The organism is Actinomadura montaniterrae, from assembly GCF_008923365.1.
GTDB lineage: Bacteria > Actinomycetota > Actinomycetes > Streptosporangiales > Streptosporangiaceae > Spirillospora > Spirillospora montaniterrae.
The window spans coordinates 1-16,830 of sequence record NZ_WBMR01000080.1 but is presented as its reverse complement, the minus strand read 5'-3'; the positions used below and the strand labels follow the sequence as shown (position 1 = coordinate 16,830).

17 protein-coding genes are annotated in these 16,830 nt (G+C 70.0%); 5 read left to right on the top strand and 12 right to left on the bottom strand.

All coding sequences use genetic code 11. The annotated features are described in order from the left end of the window. Nucleotides 1–11: 11 nt before the first annotated feature. A complete protein-coding gene (gene purM, locus F9B16_RS25240; RefSeq protein WP_151542603.1) occupies nucleotides 12–1,037 on the bottom strand; it encodes a phosphoribosylformylglycinamidine cyclo-ligase in 1,026 nt (341 codons plus the stop codon). After that, complete coding sequence (gene purF, locus F9B16_RS25235) at nucleotides 1,034–2,485, bottom strand: amidophosphoribosyltransferase (protein ID WP_151542602.1); 1,452 nt, start codon at nucleotides 2,483–2,485, stop codon at nucleotides 1,034–1,036. The genes purM and purF overlap by 4 nt, the downstream gene beginning before the upstream one ends. Nucleotides 2,486–2,687: 202 nt before the next feature. On the opposite strand from purF, the gene F9B16_RS25230 reads away from it, so the two are divergent. Then, entirely contained in the window at nucleotides 2,688–2,984 is a 297-nt protein-coding gene (locus F9B16_RS25230) for a hypothetical protein (RefSeq protein ID WP_225991926.1), read from the top strand. Between the two features lie 31 nt (nucleotides 2,985–3,015). Here F9B16_RS25230 and F9B16_RS25225 read toward each other — a convergent pair whose 3' ends face one another. Beyond that, nucleotides 3,016–3,654, bottom strand: coding sequence for a LamG domain-containing protein (locus tag F9B16_RS25225; protein WP_151542600.1), 639 nt, complete (start codon nucleotides 3,652–3,654; stop codon nucleotides 3,016–3,018). 137 nt (nucleotides 3,655–3,791) lie between these two features. Next, nucleotides 3,792–4,244 carry a sterol carrier family protein gene (locus F9B16_RS25220; protein WP_151542599.1) on the bottom strand — a complete coding sequence of 151 codons (453 nt, stop codon included), beginning with the start codon at nucleotides 4,242–4,244 and terminating at the stop codon, nucleotides 3,792–3,794. Nucleotides 4,245–4,480: 236 nt separating this feature from the next. Here F9B16_RS25220 and F9B16_RS25215 point away from each other — a divergent pair, with 236 nt between their 5' ends. The 3 genes from F9B16_RS25215 (at nucleotide 4,481) to F9B16_RS25200 (ending at nucleotide 9,107) form a co-directional block, all read left to right on the top strand. Continuing rightward, nucleotides 4,481–6,607, top strand: coding sequence for a serine/threonine-protein kinase (locus tag F9B16_RS25215; RefSeq protein ID WP_151542598.1), 2,127 nt, complete (start codon nucleotides 4,481–4,483; stop codon nucleotides 6,605–6,607). A 207-nt stretch (nucleotides 6,608–6,814) separates the two neighbouring features. Then, on the top strand, nucleotides 6,815–7,981 hold the full coding sequence (locus F9B16_RS25210; RefSeq protein WP_151542597.1) for a S8 family peptidase: 1,167 nt from the start codon (nucleotides 6,815–6,817) through the stop codon (nucleotides 7,979–7,981). Nucleotides 7,982–8,147: 166 nt separating this feature from the next. Next, nucleotides 8,148–9,107, top strand: coding sequence for a coiled-coil domain-containing protein (locus F9B16_RS25200; protein WP_192808981.1), 960 nt, complete (start codon nucleotides 8,148–8,150; stop codon nucleotides 9,105–9,107). A gap of 29 nt (nucleotides 9,108–9,136) precedes the next feature. Here the strand turns inward: F9B16_RS25200 and F9B16_RS25195 are convergent, their stop codons facing one another. The 3 genes from F9B16_RS25195 to F9B16_RS25185 form a co-directional block, all read right to left on the bottom strand. Continuing rightward, nucleotides 9,137–9,553, bottom strand: coding sequence for a tyrosine-type recombinase/integrase (locus F9B16_RS25195; RefSeq protein WP_151542622.1), 417 nt, complete (start codon nucleotides 9,551–9,553; stop codon nucleotides 9,137–9,139). A gap of 828 nt (nucleotides 9,554–10,381) precedes the next feature. Further along, nucleotides 10,382–10,801, bottom strand: coding sequence for a hypothetical protein (locus tag F9B16_RS25190; protein ID WP_151542595.1), 420 nt, complete (start codon nucleotides 10,799–10,801; stop codon nucleotides 10,382–10,384). Nucleotides 10,802–11,519: 718 nt separating this feature from the next. Further along, nucleotides 11,520–11,852, bottom strand: coding sequence for a hypothetical protein (locus tag F9B16_RS25185; RefSeq protein WP_151542594.1), 333 nt, complete (start codon nucleotides 11,850–11,852; stop codon nucleotides 11,520–11,522). 152 nt (nucleotides 11,853–12,004) lie between these two features. On the opposite strand from F9B16_RS25185, the gene F9B16_RS25180 reads away from it, so the two are divergent. Continuing rightward, nucleotides 12,005–12,604, top strand: a complete 600-nt coding sequence (locus tag F9B16_RS25180) for a hypothetical protein (RefSeq protein ID WP_151542593.1) — start codon at nucleotides 12,005–12,007, stop codon at nucleotides 12,602–12,604. 8 nt (nucleotides 12,605–12,612) lie between these two features. Here the strand turns inward: F9B16_RS25180 and F9B16_RS25175 are convergent, their stop codons facing one another. From F9B16_RS25175 to purL, 5 genes are all read right to left on the bottom strand, one after another. Next, entirely contained in the window at nucleotides 12,613–12,879 is a 267-nt protein-coding gene (locus F9B16_RS25175; protein ID WP_151542592.1) for a hypothetical protein, read from the bottom strand. Nucleotides 12,880–12,953: 74 nt separating this feature from the next. Further along, nucleotides 12,954–13,262: a hypothetical protein gene (locus tag F9B16_RS25170; protein ID WP_151542591.1), complete on the bottom strand. Its 309-nt coding sequence runs from the start codon at nucleotides 13,260–13,262 to the stop codon at nucleotides 12,954–12,956. Nucleotides 13,263–13,281: 19 nt separating this feature from the next. Next, nucleotides 13,282–13,776 carry a GNAT family N-acetyltransferase gene (locus F9B16_RS25165; RefSeq protein WP_151542590.1) on the bottom strand — a complete coding sequence of 165 codons (495 nt, stop codon included), beginning with the start codon at nucleotides 13,774–13,776 and terminating at the stop codon, nucleotides 13,282–13,284. 9 nt (nucleotides 13,777–13,785) lie between these two features. After that, nucleotides 13,786–14,277, bottom strand: a complete 492-nt coding sequence (locus F9B16_RS25160; protein ID WP_151542589.1) for a GNAT family N-acetyltransferase — start codon at nucleotides 14,275–14,277, stop codon at nucleotides 13,786–13,788. 59 nt (nucleotides 14,278–14,336) lie between these two features. Further along, nucleotides 14,337–16,538 carry a phosphoribosylformylglycinamidine synthase subunit PurL gene (gene purL, locus F9B16_RS25155; RefSeq protein ID WP_225991929.1) on the bottom strand — a complete coding sequence of 734 codons (2,202 nt, stop codon included), beginning with the start codon at nucleotides 16,536–16,538 and terminating at the stop codon, nucleotides 14,337–14,339. Nucleotides 16,539–16,830 lie beyond the last annotated feature (292 nt).

Sequence of the window (16,830 nt, the reverse complement as noted above, 5' to 3'; positions counted from 1 at the left end):
GTACGGACGGGTCAGGCGAGCACGGCCTGGCCGGTGCCCTCGGTGATCTCACCGAGGACCCACGACGGCACGCCGCGCGCCGCCAGCAGCCGCAGCGCCTCGTCGGCGGCGTCCGGGGCGACGATGGCGGCCATGCCGACGCCCAGGTTGAACGTCTTGTCCATCTCCGCCTGCGGCACGTCGCCGTGCCCCTGCAGGACCCGGAACACCGCGGGCACCTCCCACGACGCGCGGCGCAGCGCCGCGTCCGCGGTCGGTGGCAGGGACCGCGCCAGGTTCGCCGCGAGCCCGCCGCCCGTGATGTGGGCGAACGCACGGACGCCCCCGGCCCGCGTCAGGGCGAGGCAGTCCTGCGCGTAGATGCGGGTCGGGGTGAGGAGTTCCTCACCCAGCGGACGATCCAGCTCCGACGGCTGCGACTCCAGGGCGAGGTCGGTCGCCGCCAGGATGTGGCGCACGAGCGAGTACCCGTTGGAGTGGATGCCGGACGACGCCATCGCGATGACCGCGTCCCCGGGGCGGACCCGGTCCGGCCCCAGCAGCTCGCCGGCCTCCACCACGCCCGTGCCGGCGCCGGCGATGTCGAACTCGTCCGCCTCCAGCAGGCCGGGGTGCTCGGCGGTCTCCCCGCCGACCAGCGCGCAGCCCGCCAGGGCGCAGCCGTCCGCGATACCGCCGACGATGTCGGCGATGCGTTCCGGGACGACCTTGCCGCAGGCGATGTAGTCCGTCATGAACAGCGGCTCGGCCCCGCATACGGCGAGGTCGTCGATGACCATGCCGACGAGGTCGTGCCCCACCGTGTCGTAGACGCCGAGGCGCCGCGCCAGGTCGACCTTGGTACCGACACCGTCCGTGGACGTCGCCAGCAGCGGCCGCTTGTAGCGCAGGAAGGCGGACGCGTCGAAGAGGCCCGCGAAGCCGCTGGCGTCGTCCACGACCTCGGGACGCCGCGCGCGCGCCACCCGCGACTTCATCAGCTCCACGGCGCGCTCGCCCGCCGCGATGTCCACACCGGCGGCCTCGTACGAGGTCATCGGGTGACCTCCAGCAGGTGCTTGCCGCGGGCGGCGTCCTCCACCGGGATGGGGTAGACGCCGTCGAAGCACGCCCGGCACAGGTTGTCCTTGGGGATGCGCGACGCGGAGATCAGCTCGTCCAGCGAGATGTAGCCGAGCGTGTCGGCGCCGATGGAGTCGCGGATCTCCTCCACCGACAGGTTCCCGGCGATCAGCTCGGCCCGGGTCGCGAAGTCGATGCCGTAGAAGCACGGCCACGACACGGGCGGGCTGGAGATGCGCACGTGCACCTCCTTGGCGCCCGCGTCCCGCAGCATCCCCACGATCGCCCGCTGGGTGTTGCCGCGGACGATGGAGTCGTCCACCACCACCAGGCGCTTGCCCTCGATCGCCTCGCGCAGCGGGTTCAGCTTCAGGCGGATGCCGAGCTGGCGGATCGTCTGCGACGGCTGGATGAACGTCCGGCCGACGTAGGAGTTCTTCACCAGGCCCTGGCCGTAGGGGATGCCGGACGCCTCCGCGTAGCCGATCGCGGCCGGGGTGCCCGACTCCGGCGTCGGGATCACCAGGTCGGCCTCGACCGGGTGCTCGCGGGCCAGCCGGCGGCCGACCTCCACCCGCGTCGCCTGGACGCTGCGCCCGGCGATCGTGGTGTCCGGCCTGGCCAGGTACACGTACTCGAACAGGCAGCCCTTCGGCCGCGGCTCGGCGAACCGCTCGGAGCGCACGCCCTCGCCGTCGATCGCGATCAGCTCGCCGGGCTCGATCTCCCGGACGAACCGGGCGCCGACGATGTCGAGACCGGCGGTCTCGGACGCGACGACCCAGCCGAAGTCCTCCAGCGCGCCCAGCACCAGCGGGCGGATGCCCTCGGGGTCGCGGGCCGCGTACAGGACTCCCTCGTCCATGAAGACCAGGGAGTACGCGCCGCGCGTCACCGGGAGGATGTCGCGCGCCGCCGCGAGCGGGCCGCCCTCGCGGGTGGCCAGCAGCGCGGTCAGCACCTCGGTGTCGGTGGTGGCGGTCAGCACCCCCGGCTCCAGCCGGGCGGCCAGGTCCGGGGTGTTGATCAGGTTGCCGTTGTGCACCAGCGCCAGCCCGCCCGACTCGGTCGAGCGGAACGTGGGCTGCGCGTTCTCCCACGTCGGCGAGCCGGTCGTGGAGTAGCGGCAGTGGCCCACGGCGATGTGGCCGCGCAGGGTGTTCAGCACCGACTCGTCGAAGACCTGGGCGACCAGGCCCATGTCCTTGTAGACGACGATCCGGGAGCCGTCGCTTACCGCGATGCCCGCCGACTCCTGCCCGCGGTGCTGGAGCGCGTACAGGCCGTAGTAGGTGAGCTTGCTCACTTCCGCCCTGGGCGCCTGGTCCGCGGGGACCCAGACGCCGAACACACCGCAGGCGTCCTGCGGGGGGCGGTCGGAGGGATCGATGTCGTGGCTCAGACGTCCGTCACGGAGAGGCACACCAGCCAGTCTAGATGCCCCCTTCACCTGCTCGGATCGGTGGATCTCCTTAACCGACCTTTACTCCCCGCGAGCACGGCCTTCAGCGTCCGCACGCAAATCTGGTGGCCGACACGTGGAGGAACCTATGACGCTGCCTGGGTACCGGACCTATTCGCCTCCCGCTCCGCCCAGGCGGAGCGGTCTGGCACGGGCCTCACTGGTGCTCGGCATCGTCGGGCTCCTAGGGCTGGCCCTGTGCCTGCTGGGGCTGATCCCGGCGCTGGTGGGGCTCGTCCTCGGGACGATCGCTCTCGTCCGCGGGCAGTCCGAGCGGTGGCCCGCCGTGGCAGGGGTCGTGTGCTGCGGCATAGCCGTCGTGGTGGGCGCCCTGGCGCTGTTCTGGCTGCTGAGCAAGGCGGCCATGTGCGGGGACACGTCCCGCTACCCGAACTATGCTGCGCGGCAAGGGTGCGTGGAACAGGAGTTCCCGTTCGTCCGCGAGACGTCGAACCCCTGATTCCCCTTCCCTGGGCTGGGCTGGGCTCGGCCTAGCCGGGCTCTTGGGCGGCCAACTCCGCCACCGCCTCGGCGGTCAGCGGGGACGCGTAGACCCGGAAATCGTCCATCAGACCGCCGAACCCGGGCTTGGTGGGTTCGCTGCCCAGGTAGATGGGCCCGGCGGGCGTCACGACGGCGTGCTCCAGCGACATGCCCGTATCGAGGCTGCCGTTGATGTAGAGGAACATGCCTTCCTGGTCCACGACGAAGGCGACGTGGGTCCACTCCCCTGGAGCCGGCCGTGCGTGGCTGTCCACGTACTCCGGTCCCTTAACGGTGAACAGCTGCACCCGTATGCGCATCGCGTCCGGGTAGAGCCACATGCCGAGCGCGCGCGCATCGTTCTCCGCCACGGACTTGTAGAGCAGGCTGCGCCACTCGCCGGTCGGCTCCTCCACCACCTGGACGAAGAACGCCACGCTGAACCCGAACACCTGGCTCAGCACGAGTTGCGGCATGGCGGGGATCAGCGCGCGGCCGCGGCCGTCCAGGCTCAGCGCCTCCCCGTTCCGGCCCGGGACGATCTGCGCCGACTCGTTCAGCTCCGCGACCGGCCCGCCGCCGGCGGCGTCCGCCACCCGGCGGCCGTCGACGGTCTCGACGTCGAACGTCCAATGCGCAACGAGCACGGGTCCACCTCCTGCACGGCGTCTCGCCGATGCGGTGCCCCGACGGTCGGCACCCACGCTCGCAGCGCCCGGCTCGCCAGGCAAGTCCCGAATGGGACTTCTCGCCCACTACCGCAGGTCAGGCGCGGGAAACCGGATCAGCCGAGCGGCAGCGGGACCTGTTCCGACAGGTCCGCGCGCGCGCCGCTGGCCCGCACCCGGTTCGCGGCGACGGCGTCCGCCCAGCTCAGCCGTCCCGTCGCCAGCGCGATCCACGTCCCCGCGTCCATCTCCACCACATTCGGCGGGGTTCCCCGGGTATGGTGCGGGCCGGCGATGCACTGCACGGCGGCGTGCGGAGGGACGCGCACCTCGACCGACCGGCCCGGCGCCAGCTCCGCGAGCCGGTCGAGCAGGAACCGGACGGCGCCCCGGACGACCGGGCGGGACACGTCCCCGGCCGGGTCCTTGCCCGCATCCAGGGCCGCCAGCACGGTCTCCAGGGCCGCGCGGCGCAGCGCGACGGGTCCGTCCGGGCCGGCGTGGGGCGGCAGGCCGAGAGCGGCGCGCTGCTCGTTCAGCAGGGCGGTGGAGAGCGGTGTTCGCGGCACCGTCCCGACGCTACCGGGTCGCCGCCGAGGGAAGGAGCGGGAGGCCGCCGGGCAAGGGCCTGGGGCCTTTCCGGCGGAGGCGGTCGAGGCCTTTCCGGCGGAGGCGGTCGGCCGTCGATGGCACCCGAACGCCGCGCACACGGTAAAAATGGACCCCGGCGGCAGGCACGCATGGGGGAGTGAGAGGAACGGGGAGGCCGGGGACGCGGTCCCCGGAGGACACGGAGGTTCGTCAGATGCCCGAGGCGCTGCCCCTGCAGCCCGGTGACCCGCGACGGCTCGGCTCGTACGAGGTCACGGGCCGGCTGGGCGTCGGCGAGCAGGGCGCCGTCTTCCTCGGCAGGGACCCCGCGGGCGGCCTCGTCGCGGTGAAGCTGCTGCACGTCCGGCTGAGCGGCGAGCCCGTGGCCCGTTCCCGGTTCGCCAACGCCTTCGCGCCCGCGCAGAAGGTCTCCGGCTTCTGCACCGCGGCCATCCTGAGCGCCGACGTGGAAGGCGACCGTCCCTACGTGGTGAGCGAATGGGTCGACGGCCCTTCCCTGCAGCAGCTCGTGGACGAGGAAGGGAAACGCGGCGGCGCCGTAGTGGAACGCGTCGCCGTCGGTGCGGCGGTCGCGCTGGCCGCCATCCACCGGGCGGGCGCCGTCCACCACGGGCTGAAGCCGGGGAACATCCTGCTCGGCAGGAACGGCCCCCGGGTGGCCGACTTCGGTATAGCGCGCGCGCTGGAAGCCGTTAACGCCGCGCCCACCGGGCGTATCACCCAGGACCCCGCCTACAAGGCGCCCGAACAACTCAGCGGCAGCGGCATAGGCCCCGCCGCCGACGTCTTCGCGTGGGCCGCCACCATGCTCTTCGCCGCGACCGGCAAGGCACCGTTCGGGGAGGGCTCCCCGTCCGAGGTGATGCAGCACATCATCTACGAGGACCCGGACCTGTCCGACGCACCGCCGTCCCTGCAAGACGTGTTGCGCGACGCGTTCGCGAAGGACCCCGCCGCACGTCCCACCTCTAGGCAGCTCCTCGAACGGCTCCTTGAGGAGAACACCGCCCTCGCGGGCCGGATGCCCGCGTCGATGGTGGACGAAGGGCGTGCGCTCGCGACGAACGCCGCCCCGGCCGCACAGCCGTCCCCCGCACAGCCGTCCCCCGCGCCGCCGTCCCCCGTGCAGCCGTCCCCCGCGCCGCCTTCGCCTCCGGCACAGCCGCCCGTTCAACCGCCTCTGCCGCCTCCGCCGCCTGCGGGGCAGGGGCAGCCTGCAGGGCCGCCTCCACCGCAAGGGCCGCCACCCGCGCCGCAAGGGCCGCCCCCGCCCGGCGCCGGGCCCGCGCCTATGCCGCCGGGGCCTCCGCGCTCGCCTATGGGCGTGCCTATGGGTGGTCCTATGGGCGGCCCTCCGATCCCGCCGCAGCAGGGGTTCATGCCCCCGCCTCCCGGTAACGCGCCGCAGATGAAGGCGCCGCCCACAGCGGCGCGGCACGCGTTCAATCCGCCGCCGTCGCGTCCCTTCCGGAAGCTCTCGCAATTCCTGTCCTCCACATCCCTGGGGAAGGAAAAGCAGAAGCCCGCGCCGGAAGGCCCGGGCGGTACCGGCGGCACCGGCGGCACCGGCGGTCCGGCATCGTCCGTGCCGGAACTCGACCCCTCAGCCTTCGAGGCGACCACCACGTTCAACGTGGTCGCCCCGTCGGCGGACGCCACGGCCACGATGAGCGCCGTCCCCGAGCACGCCGACCACCCAGACCCGACCCCGACCGCCATGTTCGACCCCCTCGACATGCCGCCGGCGGACGAGACGACGGCGTCGCACCTGATCCCCGGCCTGCGCGCCGAGCACGGCGGCGGCGGCGAGCGGAAGGCGTCGGCGCGCCTCGCCCTCGGGCGGATGCGGCGTCCCAGCAACCACGTCCTGGGCGTCGCGCTGTCCCTGGTCATCGGCGTCGGCGTGGGGATCGCGATCATCGTGCTCGTGCTGTGGCCGCAGCTGAAGGACGACGGCGACCCGCCGCCGAACCAGACCAACACGTCCGCGAACCAGCCCGTGAGCACGGTGCCGGGGCCGTTCGCGGGCACGTGGAAGGGCACGGTGCTGAACGCCGCGCAGCACGCGTCCTTCCCCGTCGAGGTCACCTTCCAGACCGGCGCCACCACCGCGCGCGCGGTGTACCCGCAGGAGCACTGCACCGGGACGCTCACCCTCAAGAAGGGCACGCAGAGCAACCTGACCATGGACCTCGCCATCCCGGCGCCGTGCACGCCCGGGACCGTCGAGATCAAGCGGTTGCAGGACGGGACGCTCCAGTACGCGTGGAGCAAGCCCGGCACCGCCCTCGCCTATGCCGGGAAGCTGTCCCGCGGCTGAGCCCCCCACCCGTCCTGACGGATCGGAACCGTCTCCTGACGGGGCCTTACGGTTGACGGCCGACTCCGGCCTTTCCGCGGTCCGTCTGACACGTCCATTTTCTCCGTCTATATCGGGACAGTTCCGCTATGGTGTCCCCTCGATCGAATCCCTCGATCTTCTGACGGGCCGCCGAGAGCGCGGCCCCCCGGCAGAAGGAGACAAGCCTTGCGGGCTGTCCACCGGAGGCTCCTGTTGACCGGCGTCGTCGCGGCATGCGTCGGCGGCGCGGCGGCCTTCCCCGTCCTCGCGGACTCCTCTTCCCCCTCCCTCGTCAAGGTGACCGCCGCCGAAGGCACCCCCGTGCCCGGCCGCTACATCGTCACCCTGAAGAAGGGCGCCTCCGCCGAGTCGGCCGTCAAGACCGTCAAGGCCACCGGCGCCCAGCGCTTCGACGGCGTCCTCAACGGCTTCGCCGCCAAGCTCACCGCCGACCAGCTGAACAAGCTGCGCCGCGACAGCCGCGTCGCCGCCATCGAGCACGACCAGGTCATGAAGACCCAGTCGACGCAGGGCTCCGCGCCCTGGGGCCTCGACCGCATCGACCAGCGCAAGCGCCCGCTGTCGAAGTCGTACCACTACACGTCGCTCGCCAAGAACGTCACCGCCTACGTGATCGACTCCGGCCTCGCCGTCGGGCACCCGCAGTTCGGCGGCCGCGCCGCCGTCGCCTGGGTCGCCCCGACGTTCAACGGCGACGGCGCCGACTGCAACGGCCACGGCACCCACGTCGCCGGCATCATCGGCTCGTCGACCTACGGCGTCGCCAAGGGCGTCAAGCTGCGCGCGCTCCGCGTCCTCGACTGCAACGGCGAGGGCTACGTCTCCGACATCATGTCCGCGGTGAACTGGCTGCGCACCCACGCCGCCAAGCCGGCCGTCGCGAACATGTCGATCGGCGGCGCCAAGTCCACGGCGCTCAACACCGCCATCACGAACCTGTCCAAGTCCGGCGTCTTCGTCTCCGTCGCGGCGGGCAACGACAACCAGGACGCCTGCAAGACCTCCCCGGCCAGCGCCGGCTGGGTCATGGCCGTCGGCGCCACCACGTCCTACGACAACCGCGCCACCTGGTCCAACTGGGGCCCCTGCGTGGACATCAACGCCCCCGGCTACGACATCAGGTCGACGCTGCCCGGCAACAAGACCGGCCTGATGAGCGGCACGTCCATGGCGTCCCCGTTCGTCGCCGGCACCGCGGCCCTCTACCTGTCGGGCCACCCCGGCGCCACCTTCCCGACCGTGCAGAAGTGGCTGAACGACAACTCCACCAAGAACGTCCTCGGCCGCATGCACAGCCAGGCCAACCGCCTGCTCTACAAGAGCACCCTCTGATCCTCCCGTAAGCTGGCCCGGCTCCCCACGGGGAGCCGGGCTTCTTGGGTGTTGAACCGCCCCACCCGTCACAGCCGTTTACCCTTGGCGAGGACTAGGACGGTCCCCCTCACCGTCCATTGGCGTTCGGCCGGGCGCCCCCGGGTCCGGCCGGAGAGGAGCAGACGTGGAGTCCCCCACCTCCACCCTCCGGAGACGAACCCGGCGCGCGGCCCTGGCCGTCCTCGCCGTCGCCCTGCCGCTGGCCGGCACCACCGCCCCCTCCTCCGCCGCCGCGCCGCGCTCCCCCGCCGCCCTGCCGTCCGACCCCGGCGACAGCGGCAAGTTCGCCAAGCTGAACGCCCAGATCGCCAAGCTCGACAAGGCCTACGGCGGCGACCTCGCCAAGCTGAAGGACGCCCAGTACGCCGCCAAGAAGGCGCTGCAGAAGTCCGAGAGCCTGCAGAGCGACCTCAACGACGCCCGCTCCCTCGTCGCCCAGATGGCCGCCACCCAGTACATGACGGACGGCCAGGGCCCCACCATCTCGATGCTCGCCGCGGGCGACGCGTCCGACATGCTGAGCGGCTACACCCTCATCGAGCACCTCGCGCAGAACAAGACCGCGAAGGTCGCGCAGATCGGCAAGCTCGTCGACGAGCAGGCCAAGGCGCACGACCAGGCCCAGCAGAAGATCACCGACCTGCAGAAGGAGATCAAGGACCTCGCGTCGCAGAAGAAGCGCATCGAGGCCCTGGTCAAGAAGTACAAGCCGCAGTCACCGAGCGTCGGCATGGGCGGCGTCACGCCCCGCATGGCGAACGTCAAGACCGTCATCGACCAGGAAGAGGGCCCCTTCCCGACGATCGGCTGCGTCCGCCACACCGGCGACCCGCAGGACCACGGCACCGGCCACGCCTGCGACTTCATGGTCACCACCGGCGGCGTCATGGCCACCGGCGCCGCCAAGGCCCACGGCGACGCCACCGCCGCCTACGCCATCGCCCACGCGAGCGCCCTCGGCATCAAGTACATCATCTGGCGCCAGCGCATCTACGACCTCCGCAGCCCCGGCTGGCGCATGATGGAGAACCGCGGCGGCGTAACCGCCAACCACTACGACCACGTCCACATCTCGGTCTTCTAGACGTATCGCGCTCTGACCAGGGCCGCAGCTCACGAGATCTCCCGAGAGGGCACATCCAGGGCACTCGCCCCCGGAATCGTTCCCCACGTGTCGTCGATCGCCTTGCGCATTCGGTCTCGGCTTGACGGCATCAGATGCGTGTACGTCCGGAGCGTGAAGCCGGGCTCAGCGTGCCCGAGGAACTCGGCCAGCGCCCGGATGTCCACCCCGCGCTCCAGGAGCACGCTCGCGAAGTGATGCCGGAGCGCGTGGAAGCCGTTCTCCCGAGTTGCCGGAACATCGGCACGCAAGAGAGCGGGCTTCCAGACGAACCGGTTCCACTCCGTGCGGCTGATCGGAGTGCCCTGCCGGGTCGTGAAGATGACAATCTGATACTGCTCACAAGAAAACCAATTTGAAATCGGATCTTTGGCGAGAATCTGACCACTGCAGAGAAAGCTGGACATCACCAAGGGGCCGGAGATTTGCCGACCAGAAGTTAGCGGAAGGCCATCCCCCTGTGCAGATAGGATGATTCTCTATTTCCAGTGGGATTGGAATGTAGGTTCGCGAAAAATTTTGCACAGCTCCACGCAATTCAACCAGCACATGCCCGGACATCCGCGCGAAGTCATCCTCGCCTTTGGATGTGGTGAAGTTATCTATCACATCTATGATGGTTGCCATACTTCCCTCGAAGCTTATTAAAGTGCCGGTGTTGACAGTCGCCCACGCGACACTTCCGTCGTCACCTATCTTGGGCGTTGGAGCGGTCACCGCACCCAGTCAAGCTGGCGCAATGCCAGCCCCGCTCTCTTGCCGAATCCAGCTGTTGGGCATCAAGGGTGCGGCGCCGCTCGCGTCGCCGCCCCGGCCGCCCGGCTCCGCCGGTCGGCGCGTGCGGCGCGGGCGCCGGTCACCGGCCAGCGGCCCGGACGGCCGCGCATCGCGACACCTGGCGCCGCCCCCTCGTCTGCACGCTGGCATGGGGTGTGCGGCACCGCCCCCAAGGGCATAGATCGATCAGTTGAGGGTGTGCGACCCGGGGGCACGCTGCCCCCGGGCCCCCTGCGGGCCGGAGCACCATGCGGTGACTGGGGTTCGTGTCCACGAGGTGCTACCGTGCACGCCTGATTCTTGACCTTGATGGACTGACGTTCATGACCTCCAGCGGAATCTCATTTTCGAGACCTGGGTGGAAGTTTGTGTCCAGCCTGCGCCCGCGTACGCTCCGTGCCCACCGGGGGACGAGGACCGCAAGTCCCCCGCTTCACGCACGAATGTAGCGCGACGCCTCAGCCGTTGTTGGTCCATTTTGCATAGTCGCAGTAATCGAGGCCCTGCTTGTTCTGCAGGCAGATACGGAAGCTGATCGACTTGTGTTCCGGGAGGTTGTAGTTGTCAGCATCTTTTTGGTAGCAGCTTCCGAAGCCGCCCGCTCGGAGGTTGTAGTGCTTCCTTTCGCCACTGCTATTGAACCACACGACAGTTCCGTAGGCGGCCCAGTCGTCCTTCTCGATGTCACACACCTGGACGACATCGCCGTGCTCCTTGAAACGGATGACCGCGCCGGGGTCGCCGTCGTCGGACTTCATCGACTGGTCCCAGTACTGGGCCGACGCTGGAGGCGAACTTACGAGCGCCGTCGCGCCGAACACGGCGCCTCCGGTGATCAGGACAGAAAGCATGCGCTTCGCTGGCCGGCTGATCTGCATGATGACAGACCACCTTTCTTGGATGACTTCGCCCAGGGAGTCCTGGTGACGAAGACCGTCCGGCGGCAGGAGGTGCATGCAACTTGATTGGCGGACTTTCTGCACCACGATTACCACGCACCCCATGTCCCACTCTGGGGGTCGGGCGAATCACAACCGGACAATGTAGCGGCAGGGCAGGCCACGCCGGAACCGGCTGCAGTTGCGGTTGCCTCGATCAGGGCCTGTGCCTCGGCAGGGTACTCGAAATCCCTGAGACTGCCTCAATGACAGCAGCCGAGACAGCAACACCACCAGACGGCGCAGCACCTGCTCAGCCATCGCCAGCAGGCCCAAGCCTCGCCGCGAGGTGATGACCTTGAGGCGGAACGAACTGATCGGGATGCGGTCGGCCGGTCGTGCGCAGCACGGAACAATCACGGGAACGAACGGCCCCGTCCGTGCGCGGTGAGGCTGTCCGTTCACTGATCAGGTAGGAGTCACTGCTCGTCTCGGACACTCCGCCCTGACGAGCGGCAGCCGGACGGCGAGGGCACATCGAGGGCACATGGGGGCGCGATCATGTACGAGACGTTGAGAGTCACCGAGGAATTCATGCCAGGTCAGCGCGCTCATGTGGGGTGTCTTCGCTGGTCGGGGTCTTGGGCAGCTCAGAACTCGATCTTCTGAGACGGCCGCTTGGCGTTTCGACGTCACGCCCTGAGCAGACCTTTCGCGGTCAAGTTCGTGGACGTCGACGTGTCACCCAGATGTGCGGGGCGGGAGCCGGGGCCAACTCCGTTTCAACGAGCTGCTCCCAACCGTCGTCCGCCAGGCTTGCGGCGACCAGCAGGTCACGCCAGTCCATACGGCCGAGCGCCATAGCCTCATCCAACTTGCCTAGATGGCGTTGCGCGACGATGAGAACAGCCACTTGGATACGCTCGGCCGCCGCTGAGAAGCAATCTTCACGGGGAAGAACCTCGTCGGTAAGCCGGGCCAGCGCACCCGCGACCTGGTCGACCTGATTCGGGAAATCAACACCAACACGACGTCGTACGCGCTCGGACACCTCGGCCACATTTCACGCTCGCACAACACGCAACAAGCGGACAAGGCCCAAGACAAGCCCGAGTGCCACCGAGCCATCGCCCACCAGGCAACCCGTGGTTACCGTTCGTCTTGGTCGCATCTTGGCGGCTCGGAGCTCGGTATTCTGACTCGGTGGGCTTTTGGGGAACGCGCGCTTTTCTTCAATCCTCCCGTCCTGCGGAGACGCTGAGCGCGCTGGGGCCGTGGGCCGAGCTCGGTATGGACTCGTGGCATTGCGGTGATGGCTGGCAGGGCGTCCAGTTCCGCCACGACGACTCCCTCGACTGGAGGCAGGTGCTCATCGAGGTGATGCATGAGACCGCCCGGCCGGTGGTCGGTGCTTTCGTCCTCGACAGCGACGGCGCCTGCGTCCTCGGCGCTGCGCCGACGAGCGGCAACTGGCAGGCGGTGCTCGAAATCGAGGGCGTCCTGGCTCACCTGGTAGTTCCGGAGATCGAGTGGGTGGACGGCGAGGAAATCCCGCGGACCCTCGAAGACGATCCTGAGTATCTTCGGGAACGGGAAGACGTCCGATCCACGCTCACCGCAATATGCGGCCCTGTCGAGGACGTCGCCCGCCGCGCGACGCAATGGTCGACCGAGGCCGGCTACCGCGCGGAAGCTGAACTCATCGCTCAGGCCCTCGAAATGACGGGCGGCTTTGTCGAAGACGTCTTCATGAAGCTGGTGAGAGCGCTCGGGCTTCCCGACGCGGCTTCCGGCGCCCGTTGACGGTGGGCCTATTCCGGGTCGGTCTCGCGGCGTCGGAGGACCACGGTGGAGCGGCGGGCGCCCAGGTTCCAGGAGACCGGCTCCCATCCTTTCGGCTCCAGGCGTTCGACCGCCGCGCAGAAGGCCGGGATTTCGCGGCCTCGTCGCCACCATGATTTGTGGGCGACGACCACGTACTTGTGCTCGTAGTTGTCGAGGGCGTTGGGGGCGCTTTCGAGGTCGCGGAGGCGGACGGTCCTGGCTTCCGCAATGGAGTTGGACAGGAGGAGCACCATGGTTCGGGAGTATTCCGGTCCCTGAACGTGGGCACGGGCGAACTCGTCAGGTCAGTCGTGGGTGGGGAGGGGTGCTAAGGGCGGGTGAGGGTGACTATTTCGTCGATGGTCGCGAGGGGGACGATCAGGGCTGCGTCCCAGGTCTCGTCGTCCTGGCCGATCAGGATCGTTGCGTGGTCGTCCCCGGCGACGGCCCAGAACACCGGCGCGCCCGCGCATTCTCCTACCTGCAGTGACCGCCGCTCGTCCCAGTTCGCTCGGCGGATGCTGGTGAGGCGGGACAGGTCTGCCAGGGAAGCGCGGATGTGCACCTCCCACGTTTCGGCCTGCAGCATCAGCATCGGCGACGGGTCGGCGTCAACGTCCAAGGTGACCCGGATCATGCGGAGATCGTAGGGCGGGTCACGTGCGGGTGGTCTGCTCGGTTTTGTAGGTGCGGAAGCCTCGGCGGTGGTAGTTGGGCAGGGCGTTGGGATGGTCGAAGGACGACGTGTGGAGCCAGACGCGGGTGGCCGTGGGAGAGAGGGCCCAGGCGTGCTGGATTCCGAGGGTCAGCGCGTAGCCGCCGAGGCCTTTGCCGACGAAATCGGGGAGCAGGCCGAAGCTTTTGATCTCGACCTCGTGGTCGTGGGGGTCGTAGGCGACGATGCCGGCCGGGTCGGATTCGAAGGTCAGCAGCCCGAACGTTCGGCGGGGGTTCTCGGCTTGCCAGGTCTGCCATTCGGCGGGGGTGCGGCGGGAGCTTTTCCAGCCGTAGGGCGCGCCGACGCGGGCGAGGACGTCGGGGACGAGAGGGGACGTCCGGTCCAGGGCGTCCAGGGTCAGGCCCGGGACGGGGTCGGCCGCGACCAGCTGGGCGCGGTCGGTCATCTCGACGTAGGTTACGGTCTCGTTCACATCCGCAGGTTACGGCGTCAATTCGCGGCGGTAGCGGAGTTCGTGGACGGTGGTGCCGCGGAGGTGGCGGCGGCGGGCTTCGCCGGTGAACGCCCATCCGGCGGCCTCGTAGAAGGCGCAGGCGCGCTGATTGCCGTCGAGGACCCAGAGGGTGGCGCTTTGGAAGCCGCGGCCTGTGAGGGCTTTGAGGGCGTGGGAGTGGAGTGCGCGACCGAGGCCTTGCCGCCAATGCGACGAGGCCACGTGGAGGGCCAGCAGTTCGCCTGTGAGAGGGACGGCGGACGGGCCGATTTCGGCGAAGGCCACTAAGGCGGGGGTGGTGACGAACGTGGTGCGGGACGGGTCGTGGAGCCTTTCGAGCCACCGGTGTTCGCGTTCGGCGGGGTCGTAGGCGGCGAGGACGCCGTCCGGGAGAAGGCCGCGGTAGGCGGTGCGGTACGAGGACAGGTGCAGGCGCGCTATCGCGGAGGCGTCGGCTTCCGTGGCGGTTCGGATCTGCATGCGTCCATTACAGAAGGGCGCCCCCGGAAACGGGGGGCGCCCTTCAGCGGTAATGCGGGTCAGTTGGCGTAGCTGGGGAGCATGCGCTCGTTGGCCTCGCGGAGTTCGGCGAGGGGAATGGAGAACAGCTCCTGCTGGTCGCCTTCGGGGCCGCGGCCGGTGACGTTCAGCGAGTCGCCGCCCGCGACGCCGATCTGCGTGACCGGGACGCCCGCCGACTCGCACAGGGCCGCCAAGCGGGCCTCGCCGCCGGGACGGACCGCGACCATCGCGCGGGCCACCGACTCGCTGAACAGCGTGACGAACGGGTCGCCGGGCAGGGTGATCCGGGCGCCGAGGCCGCCGCGCAGGCACGACTCCACCAGGGTCTGCGAGAGGCCGCCGTCCGACAGGTCGTGGACGGCCGTCAGCAGGCCCTCGCGGATCGCGGTGACCATGACGGACGCGAGGGCCGCCTCCGCCTTCAGGTCGACCAGCGGCGGCAGGCCACCGAGGTGGCCGTAGACGACGTGCGCCCATTCGGAGCCGCCGAACTCCTCGCGGGTCTCGCCGAGGAGCGCGATCGTGGCACCGTCGGAGGTGAGCGCCATGTTCACGCGGCGGCGGACGTCGTCGTGGACGCCGAGGACGCCGATGACCGGCGTCGGGTTGATCGGCGTGGTGCCGGTCTGGTTGTAGAAGCTGACGTTGCCGCCGGTCACCGGGATGCCGAGGTACTGGCAGGCGTCGGCGAGGCCCTCGACGGCGCGGGCGAACTGCCACATGACGCCCGGGTCCTCCGGGGAGCCGAAGTTCAGGCAGTTCGTCACGGCGAGGGGGCGGGCGCCGGTGGCGGCCACGTTGCGGTACGCCTCGGACAGCGCGAGCTGCGCGCCCGAGTACGGGTCGAGGCGGGCGTAGCGGCCATTGCCGTCGAGGGAGAGGGAGATGCCGAGGCCCGACTCGTCGTCGATCCGGACGACGCCCGCGTTCTCCGGCATGGCGAGGACGGTGTTGCCCAGCACGTACCGGTCGTACTGCGAGGTCACCCACGTCTTGCTCGCCAGGTTCGGCGAGCCGGCGAGCCACAGGACGGTGCGGCGCAGCTCGTCCCCGTTGGACGGGCGGGTCAGCCGGCCCGGGGTGTCGGACTGGAGGGCGCCGAGGTCCTTCGGGGGCTCCAAGGGACGCTCGTAGACGGGGCCCTCGTCGGCGGCGGTGACCGGCGGGATGTCGACGATCGTCTCGCCGCGCCACGTCATGACGAGGCGGCGGGTGTCGGTGACCTGGCCGATGACGGTGGCGGGGATCTCCCAGCGGCGGCAGATCTCCATGAACCGGTCGACCTTGTCGGGCGACACGACCGCCATCATGCGCTCCTGCGACTCGCTCATGAGGATCTCCTCAGGGCGCAGGGTCGCGTCGCGCAGCGGGACGGCGTCGAGGTCGACGTGCATGCCGCCGGTGCCGGCGGCGGCCAGTTCCGTCGTCGCGCAGGAGACGCCGGCGGCGCCGAGGTCCTGGATGCCGACCACGAGGTCCTCGCGGAACAGCTCCAGGCAGCACTCGATGAGCAGCTTCTCCATGAACGGGTCGCCGACCTGGACCGACGGCCGCTTCTGGTGGGACTCCTCGTCGAAGGTCGCGGACGCGAGGACGGACGCGCCGCCGATGCCGTCCGGGCCGGTGAGGGCGCCGAACAGGATCACCTTGTTGCCGGGGCCGGGGGCCACGGCGCGCTTGATGTCCTCGTGCTTCATCACGCCGACGCACAGGGCGTTGACCAGCGGGTTTCCCTCGTAGCAGGCGTCGAAGACGGTCTCGCCGCCGATGTTGGGCAGGCCGAGGGAGTTGCCGTAGCCGCCGACGCCGGCGACGACGCCGGGCAGGACGCGCTGGGTGTCGGGGGCGTCGGCCGGGCCGAAGCGGAGCGAGTCCATGACGGCGATCGGCCGGGCGCCCATCGACATGATGTCGCGGACGATCCCGCCGACGCCGGTCGCGGCGCCCTGGTACGGCTCGACGTAGGACGGGTGGTTGTGGGACTCGACCTTGAAGGTGACCGCCCACCCCTGGCCGATGTCGACGACGCCGGCGTTCTCCCCCATGCCGACGAGCAGCTTGTCGGTCTTGGGCGCCTTGTCGCCGAACTGGCGCAGGTGGACCTTGGAGCTCTTGTAGGAGCAGTGCTCGCTCCACATCACCGAGTAGATCGCCAGCTCGGCGGAGGTGGGGCGGCGGCCGAGGATGTGCCGGACGCGCTGGTACTCCTCGTCGTTCATGCCCAGCTCGACATACGGCTGCGGGCGGTCCGGCGAGGCGGCGGCGATGGCGACGGTGTCGGTGCCGGGGTCGACCTGGACGGACGACTCGATCGCGAGCCGGGCGCCGCCGCCGATGGCGGGCTGCGGGCCCGTCCCGGACCCGACGGCGTGCTGGGGCCCGGTGTTGGGGCCGCCGACCGCGGGCTGCGGGCCGGTGCCGGACCCGACGGACGGCTGCGGGCCGGTGTTGGGCCCGACGGCGGGCTGCGGGCCGGTGCCGGAGCCCACGGCGGGCTGGGGGCCGGTGCCG

Excerpts from the sequence above, each read along its gene's own strand:
- F9B16_RS25190 (WP_151542595.1), bottom strand. The coding sequence starts at position 10,801 with ATGCAGATCAGCCGGCCAGCGAAGCGCATGCTTTCTGTCCTGATCACC.
- F9B16_RS25195 (WP_151542622.1), bottom strand. The coding sequence starts at position 9,553 with ATGTCCAGCTTTCTCTGCAGTGGTCAGATTCTCGCCAAAGATCCGATT.
- purL (WP_225991929.1), bottom strand. The coding sequence starts at position 16,538 with ATGAACGACGAGGAGTACCAGCGCGTCCGGCACATCCTCGGCCGCCGC.
- F9B16_RS25170 (WP_151542591.1), bottom strand. The coding sequence starts at position 13,262 with ATGATCCGGGTCACCTTGGACGTTGACGCCGACCCGTCGCCGATGCTG.
- F9B16_RS25160 (WP_151542589.1), bottom strand. The coding sequence starts at position 14,277 with ATGCAGATCCGAACCGCCACGGAAGCCGACGCCTCCGCGATAGCGCGC.
- purM (WP_151542603.1), bottom strand. The coding sequence starts at position 1,037 with ATGACCTCGTACGAGGCCGCCGGTGTGGACATCGCGGCGGGCGAGCGC.
- F9B16_RS25215 (WP_151542598.1), top strand. The coding sequence starts at position 4,481 with ATGCCCGAGGCGCTGCCCCTGCAGCCCGGTGACCCGCGACGGCTCGGC.
- F9B16_RS25175 (WP_151542592.1), bottom strand. The coding sequence starts at position 12,879 with ATGGTGCTCCTCCTGTCCAACTCCATTGCGGAAGCCAGGACCGTCCGC.